The 7,000-nt window shown below is 63.2% G+C and carries 5 protein-coding genes; 2 read left to right on the top strand and 3 right to left on the bottom strand.

Going from position 1 to position 7,000, the window contains the following annotated elements:
• Positions 1-310: 310 nt before the first annotated feature.
• Complete coding sequence (locus tag ASE90_RS09330; protein WP_055999283.1) at positions 311-1,396, bottom strand: winged helix-turn-helix domain-containing protein; 1,086 nt, start codon at positions 1,394-1,396, stop codon at positions 311-313.
• 84 nt (positions 1,397-1,480) lie between these two features.
• Between ASE90_RS09330 and ASE90_RS09335 the strand changes: the two genes are divergently transcribed.
• Positions 1,481-2,023 (top strand): hypothetical protein, encoded by a 543-nt coding sequence (locus tag ASE90_RS09335; RefSeq protein WP_156361519.1) that lies wholly within the window; start codon positions 1,481-1,483, stop codon positions 2,021-2,023.
• 443 nt (positions 2,024-2,466) lie between these two features.
• Here the strand turns inward: ASE90_RS09335 and ASE90_RS09340 are convergent, their stop codons facing one another.
• Both ASE90_RS09340 and ASE90_RS09345 read right to left on the bottom strand, forming a co-directional pair.
• Entirely contained in the window at positions 2,467-3,741 is a 1,275-nt protein-coding gene (locus ASE90_RS09340; protein ID WP_055999290.1) for a PQQ-dependent sugar dehydrogenase, read from the bottom strand.
• Positions 3,742-3,882: 141 nt separating this feature from the next.
• Positions 3,883-6,288: a glycoside hydrolase family 2 TIM barrel-domain containing protein gene (locus ASE90_RS09345; protein ID WP_055999294.1), complete on the bottom strand. Its 2,406-nt coding sequence runs from the start codon at positions 6,286-6,288 to the stop codon at positions 3,883-3,885.
• Between the two features lie 165 nt (positions 6,289-6,453).
• On the opposite strand from ASE90_RS09345, the gene ASE90_RS09350 reads away from it, so the two are divergent.
• Positions 6,454-6,726: a helix-turn-helix domain-containing protein gene (locus tag ASE90_RS09350; protein WP_055999297.1), complete on the top strand. Its 273-nt coding sequence runs from the start codon at positions 6,454-6,456 to the stop codon at positions 6,724-6,726.
• The last annotated feature ends 274 nt before the right edge of the window (positions 6,727-7,000 follow it).

Consider the following 7,000-nt stretch of genomic DNA (forward strand, 5'->3'; position numbering starts at 1 on the left):
CGATCCTCAGCTTCTCAGGCGTGCTCCAGTGACGGCGACGACCGCCGTCGGCGATGATCTCGGACACGGACATAAGCCTATGCTCAGGGGATAGCCCCAAGCCTCCTTCTTAGGCTTAATTCCGTCCGGTCAAAACAGGGGCCAGTTCAGAAAGCCGGGCACCACCGGTTGCTTGGTGTCGATTATACAGGTGCGCGACATCGGTGAGCGACGGGATGATCGGATGCCCAAAGTTGGGAAGCAAAAATCGGGGGCGAGTGACCGGATTTGGGTCTTTGGCGCCGCCCACTCTTCCGATTTTCAGTCCAGATCACGTCGCTTCGGACGCTTGGTTAGCTCGAAGTAGGGAGAAGGTCGGCCTGAGCAGTCCCCACAGAGTCGCAACGGAGAAGACGGCGCCTTCGAACGCCGCTGTGACGGTCCTGCCAATAGGGCCAAGACCGTCCTCGCCAAGCGCGCCACCGATCCCATTGAAGCCAAACTGCGATGATGGAAACGCAACAACCAGAGACTGGAGGCTGCCAGCCATCATACGTCCATCGGCAAGTGCGATACACAGGCCTACTCCTGCACCGAGCATGGCAGACAAGCCCCAGACCAACCGAGGCCAGTGCGACGCGGTGCATAAGGCAAGCCCTATGGCCGCGCCTAGGATCACGCCTTCGCTTGCCCCGGCGATTCTGACGCTGTGCCCGAACAGCAGACGAAATGCGTCGCTTCCAATCACGTTGGCAAACGCCCCTGTGATCAGGCCACCAAGCGACCCGCCGACGACGGTCCAAGAGCAGCGGCGCGGGTGTATGAAGCGCGATGCGGCAATGCCCGCCGCGATACCAGCCCCGCCGACCCCCGCCGACACCAGGGACACCACCATCATGACCAGGAGCAAAGAGACAGCACCCCCACCGCCGGATCCCGGATGCGGCTGAGCGGCCCCGACAAAGCCATAGATCAAGCCGATCAACGTTCCGGCAATCATCGCACCGATCGCGCCGGACATCGCGTCGCGCACGAACTGCAAACGCGAATATTTCATCATGGGCTCAGTCCCACCAGCTTCCTGATCGACCAGAGCTGTCACTGTCTCGATCGGCGCGACGAACCGGTAGCCATGCTTCGGCACCGTCTGAATGTACCGGGGCGCCGTCGCGCTGTCGCCCAGCGTCCGTCGCAAGGTGCGGATTGCCTGGGTCAGCGCTTCGTCGGTGACCGGTATGCCGCGCCAGACCACGTCCATGAACCGATCCTTCGCGACCAAGGCGCCGTCCGCCTCCAAAAGCAGGATCAGGGCATCCAGGTATCGTGCGTTAAGTTCGACCTTGATGCCCGCGCGGAACAGACGACGGTCCAACGGGTCCAGTCGGAAATCGCCGAAGTGCAGGACGGTGCCAGTCATATCAGTGATTGCTCACTTTCTGCTCATGCCGCTCATGGTCAGTCTTAGGCAGTGATGGCGCTCCAGCAATCAGGAGACAAGCTCATGACGCATACACCGCCGGCGGACAGCGCCGGATCTTTCAACCCGTGGCGACTGGCGGGCTGGGCTGCGATCGCCGGCCTCATCGCGTTGCCGGCCATCGCGATGCAATTCACTACCGAAGTGAATTGGGGAGCGGAGGACTTCGCCTTTGCTGTCGTCATGCTGGGCGGAGTCGGACTGGCGTTCGAGCTCGCGGTCCGCGCTAGCGGGAGCTGGGCCTATCGCGGAGGTGCTGCCGTCGCGCTTGGTGCTGGGTTGCTGCTGCTATGGGGGAACGCCGCGGTCGGAATAGTTGGCAACGAGGAGAACGATCTCAACATGTGGTTCAACGCCGTCCCCGTGATTGCACTGATCGGCGCCACCGTGGCGCGGCTACGCGCCTCTAGAATGGCGGTCGCGATGAGCGTCGCAGCTCTTGCCCAGATCGCCGCTGGCGTAATTGTCCAGCTTTCCGGTCATTCAACGTGGATCTTCACGATCGTGTGGACGGTTGGCTGGACGATGTCTGCTTGGCTGTTCGGCAGGGCGGCGCGCGATCGCTGATCTCTGGGGCATATAGGCGGAACGATCTAACCAACGGTTTCACGGTAAGTAGCTGTTGGTTGAACGACATGAACAGGCGTCCGCTTTCGGGAAACGGCAACGGAGTTGTGAATGTCGCCTTGTGGGTCACTCTGCGTTGGCCTTGGTCATCCCAGAATCTCATGGGACTGCTCGCGGTTCGGACCGTCGTCACAGCGCCATGGCTGCCCCCGGGCGGGGCGTGGAGGCGTTCGATGTCCGTGCGAGGAGGGGCCCGAACAGTTGCCTGTACTGACGGCTGAATTGCGATGGCCTCGCGCAGCTGACTGCAAAGCCTGCCGTGCTCGCCGTGGCACCCCCCGCCAGCATCAGGCGCCGGCCCCACGGCCTTCTTCTCCGCCATCCCTTCGCTGCCACTATCTTTTTCTGGCTGTGATCAACGAGTCCTGACCCCGGTGACCTGTTTACCGGCTTGCCTGACGGGGCATCGCAGCGGCGATGCGCCATATCCTGCCCCCTTTGTCATCAACTACCAGTACCGATCCGTCGCGTGCGGTCGCCAGCGCACGCGGTCGGCCATGCACATGGTCCGGACCGTCGGTAAAGCCGGTCAGCACGGGCTGCATCGGGCCAACCGCCCGGCCGTTACAGAACGGAACGAACACCACGTCATAGCCGAGCAGTGTCGAACGGTTCCACGAGCCGTGCCGCGCGACAAAGGCACCGTCCTTGAAACGCGACGGCAGCGACGTGTTCATCCCAAACGAGATGCCAAGTGCGGAAGCATGGGCACCGACCGCAAAATCGGGCGTCAGAGCCTTGGCCACCAGGTCGGACCTCTGCCCTTTCAGACGCGGATCGGGATTCTTGCCCCAGTAGCTGTAGGGCCAGCCGTAGAAGCCTCCTTCCTTCAAGCCGACAATGTAGTCGGGGACCAGATCGTCGCCCAGTTCGTCACGCTCGTTTACCGAAGTCCACAGCCGCCCGGTCCGGGGCTCAATCGCCATGCCCACCGGATTGCGAATGCCATCGGCATATACACGCTCCCGTCCGCTCGCCAGATCGATCGCCAGGATCGCGGCACGACGCGTTTCCTTGGCCATGCCGAACTCGCCCGCGTTGCTGGCCGAGCCGACCGCAATGAACAAGGTGCGTCCGTCGCGGCTGGCCAGCAGATTCCGCGTCCAATGATTGTTGTAGCCGGTGGGATCGAAGCGGGTGATCCAGTTGCGTGGCGCGTCGTCGGCGATGCGGGTGAGGCCGAGCGTATAGGGGGTCCAGAACACGCCATTCGCGTTGGCAATGTATAGCTTGTTGCCAATCAGTTGCATCCCGTAAGGCTGGCTGAGGCCGCCTATCAGTGTTTCGCGTACGTCGGCGCGGCCATCGCCATCGGTATCGCGCAGCAGCAGGATCCGGTTGCGCCCGACCGCGCGGTAGTTCGGGTCGTTACTCTTGCGCTCGGTCGTCGCCTCCGCGACCAACACATCTCCGTTCGCAAGCACCACAGCATTGCGCGGAGAGTCGAGCCCCTCCGCGAAGGTGTTTACGGTGAGGCCGTCGGCCACCTTCAAGCTGGCACCGTCATGAAAGGGCGTAGTATCGGGCGTGTTGACGACCGATTTGGTGGCGTACGGCACGGGTAGTGCCGGCCTGCTCCCGATACTCGGACCGCTGGTCTGGGCGTGTACCAGCCCGGCGGTAAGGATGAGTGGCAGGGTCAGCAGGGAACGCAGCATTGGTGGCTCCGATCGTGTAGGGGGGGCGTGGTCAGTAACGAGGGGTAGCGGTCGTTTGGTCGGGCACCCAAAGAGCGTCACCTGTATCGATGCATGGAATGGCTCAGTGCGCAGGCCGATCGCTGTCGACGGTGGACTTCGTCATTTCTGTCGGGCCTGCAGCGTGATCGTGCCCGGTTTCAACCCGTCGGCGCTGACACGTACGGTGAAGCGTCCGTCACCGGCACCGCGTACCAGCGCGACGGCGTTACCGTCGCGGGGCTGGCGGTCCGGCGAGGCAAAGGGTCGGTGGTCGGTGACCGATCCGTTGTCGGTGGCGATCAGTTCGCCCGCACCCTCGACCGAGAAATGCAGGAGTTGCGCCGCGTTCGGCACGGTCACGCCCTTCGCATCGACCACCTGTGCACGGACATAGGCCATGCTGTCGAAGTCGGACCCGACCGTCCCGGTATCGGACGACAGCCGGATCGCAACAGGAGTGCCGGCGGTGCGAAGCCGGTCGGAGATATCGCCAGCGCCCTGGTCCCGGCAAACGGCCCGTACTTCTCCCGGCACATAGGTTACCGCCCAACGGCGCGGCGACGCATTCGCGTTGATCGGCAAGGTGCCGAGCGAGCGACCGTTCAGAAACGCCTCTACCTGGCGGCAGTTGCTGTACACCTCGATCGTTTCGGCATGCGGTTTCGCGTTCGCAGGCGTCCAATCGTCGAAGAGGGCAACCGGCGGCTGGGGCGTCGCCACCGCGATCATCGCCGGCAGGACCGGTTGGTTTGGTCCGCCTGCGCCATCGGTCGCCGGTCCGGCGGCAGTCGGAATGGCGTTGCGTACAACATGGATGACGCGCGTTTCCGACCACCAGCTCGCCCGTTCCAGCCCGCGGACGTGCGCTGCGCCGGTCCGGTCGAGCAGGCCGGTGTAGCGGCTGATGGCGGGCCAACCGGCGCGGTTTGCTTCACCCAGGTAATCGATACCAGTCCACAGGAACATGCCGGCATAGGCCGGATTGTCACGTACCGGCAGCCAGTTGATGCGGTTATGCCCGTTCTCCGTCCCGACGATCCGGCGACGTGGGTCCTGACGGTGCGCTGCCGCCAGTTCGGTTTCGCGATAATTCTGGCCGACGACGTCGAGCATGTCGGCCAAGCCGTTGGTATAGTCGCCCGTCACGTTTGGCCGGAACAGCCCCATCGTCACCGGGCGGGTCGGATCGGTCGCATGGGCGATATCGAGGATCGAGCGCAGTGCCGCCTTGGCCTGTACGGGATAGGCGGTGTCGTGGATTTCGTTGCCTGCACTCCACAGCACGATACTGGGGTGATTGCGATCGCGCCGGATCATATCGGCCGTGTCGCGCTTGTGCCAATCGCTGAAGAAGAGGTGGTAATCCTCCGGGGTCTTCGCGACGTTCCACTGATCGAACCATTCGTCCATCACCAGCAGGCCGAGTTCGTCGGTCAGGTCGAGCAGTTCCGGGCTGGGCACGTTGTGCGCAGCGCGGATAGCGTTGACGCCGAGTGCCTTCAGGGCGATCAGCCGCTGTCGCCATACTGCGATGGGCACCGCTGCGCCGACTGCGCCGCCGTCATGATGCACCGCCACGCCCTTCAGCTTGATGTTGCGTCCGTTCAGCCAGAAGCCGGTGTCCGCCCAGAATACGGCTTCCCGAACGCCGAACCGCACGGTTTCGCTGTCCAGCACGTCGCCGCGGTCGTCCAGGATGTGAATCGTGGCGCGGTACATCGCGGGATCGTTGAGGTTCCATCGCCGGGGCGATGCGAGCCGGATCTCGCGCGTCACAAGCTGTGTGCGGTCAGCCTCCACCTGCGTCAGCAGCGATCGTGTGCGCCCGGCTTCGCGCCCGTCGGGACTGGTGACGACCACTTCCACCATCGCACCGCGGGGCGTCGTGGAGGAATTATGGATTTCTGTCGAAACCGACAGCATGGCAGCCCCTGCCGTGATCGAGGACGTGCGGACAAACGCGCCACCTTGCGGCACATGAACGTCGCCGGTTTCGATCAGGCGGACATGCCGATAGATGCCCGACCCGGTGTACCAGCGCGATGACGGTGCAGCCGCCGTGTCCGCCCGCACTGCGATGACGTTCGGCCCATCACGGCGTAGATGACGCGTGATGTCATAGCGCAGGGAAACATAGCCCATTGGCCGGTAGCCGACATGGTGGCCATTCACCCAGACGCCGCTGCGCTCCATGATGCCGTCAAACTCGACGAAATAGCGACGGTTCGGAACGGGAGTGACGTCGAGGTTGCGACGATACCAAGCAATGCCGGTAGGAAAAAAACCGTTCTCACCTCCGGCCTTTGCATCCTCCGCAACAGGTCCAGCAATCGCCCAGTCATGCGGAACCGTTACCGTGCTCCAGCCTTCAAGGTTCGTCGCAAGACGTTCCGCGCCTTCAGGATCGCCTTGAACGAAACGCCAGTCCGAGCTTAGCGGCGTTATTGTCCGATCCGCCGCCCCGGCCCCGGGGGAGAATGCCAAACCAGCGATTAGCATCGCTAGGCGACTGACCGAACGATCCATCTACCTCTCCTGTAGGCCCCTTCCGCTTGCCTCAGCGAAAAGTCTCATCTTATGAGACGGCTTCTCACATGGCAGACTAATCAGACTTTGCCAGCGTTGGCAATGTTAGAGTTCTTGGAATCCGCGCAAGGTCCCTTCACTCACCGCTGCCGTCGAGGGGGGCTGATGACCGATCCGTGGCGCGGCAATGTGCGCGCGCTACGCAACTTTGCGGTACAGACGGTGCTGGCCCTGCCCGGCACGGCGGGCGAAGACGACGGACTGCCCCTTACCGACCGGGTGGCACGGTTCGAGGCAGCAGTCATCGCAGAAGTCCTGACCAAGGCTGCCGGCGATGTCGCCGCCGCCGCCGAAGCGCTGTCGATGTCGCGGCGAAGCCTCTACGATCGCCTCCGACGCTACGGACTGGACGCCAGCGAGCATCGTCGATCGGGATAGCGTGTCGGCAGGTTGCGATCCCATGACAGACGGTTCCGCTTTCGTCCGGGATGGTCAGCCTGACAAGTACGCAGGACAACGCAAGGCGGCTTATTGATCCTGCCCCTGGCCAATGCCTTCCCGTTTAACCATCCGATCGGGGACGGCAGGAAGCGCCCAAACCCGGCCGTTCATCCTGACGTGACCCCCAGCTTTCCTCCAGCTGAGATTAGAGCCGGGCGGTTGTTTTGCGCATCAGCGCGGTTGAAGCAATGGGCTGCGTAGCGGAGCCCGT

The organism is Sphingomonas sp. Leaf67 (assembly GCF_001421965.1).
Classification (GTDB): Bacteria; Pseudomonadota; Alphaproteobacteria; order Sphingomonadales; family Sphingomonadaceae; genus Sphingomonas.

What these genes read in the sequence shown, in the direction of transcription:
- ASE90_RS09330 (WP_055999283.1), bottom strand. Translation starts at nt 1,396, where the DNA reads ATGACTGGCACCGTCCTGCACTTCGGCGATTTCCGACTGGACCCGTTG.
- ASE90_RS09335 (WP_156361519.1), top strand. Translation starts at nt 1,481, where the DNA reads ATGACGCATACACCGCCGGCGGACAGCGCCGGATCTTTCAACCCGTGG.
- ASE90_RS09340 (WP_055999290.1), bottom strand. Translation starts at nt 3,741, where the DNA reads ATGCTGCGTTCCCTGCTGACCCTGCCACTCATCCTTACCGCCGGGCTG.
- ASE90_RS09345 (WP_055999294.1), bottom strand. Translation starts at nt 6,288, where the DNA reads ATGGATCGTTCGGTCAGTCGCCTAGCGATGCTAATCGCTGGTTTGGCA.
- ASE90_RS09350 (WP_055999297.1), top strand. Translation starts at nt 6,454, where the DNA reads ATGACCGATCCGTGGCGCGGCAATGTGCGCGCGCTACGCAACTTTGCG.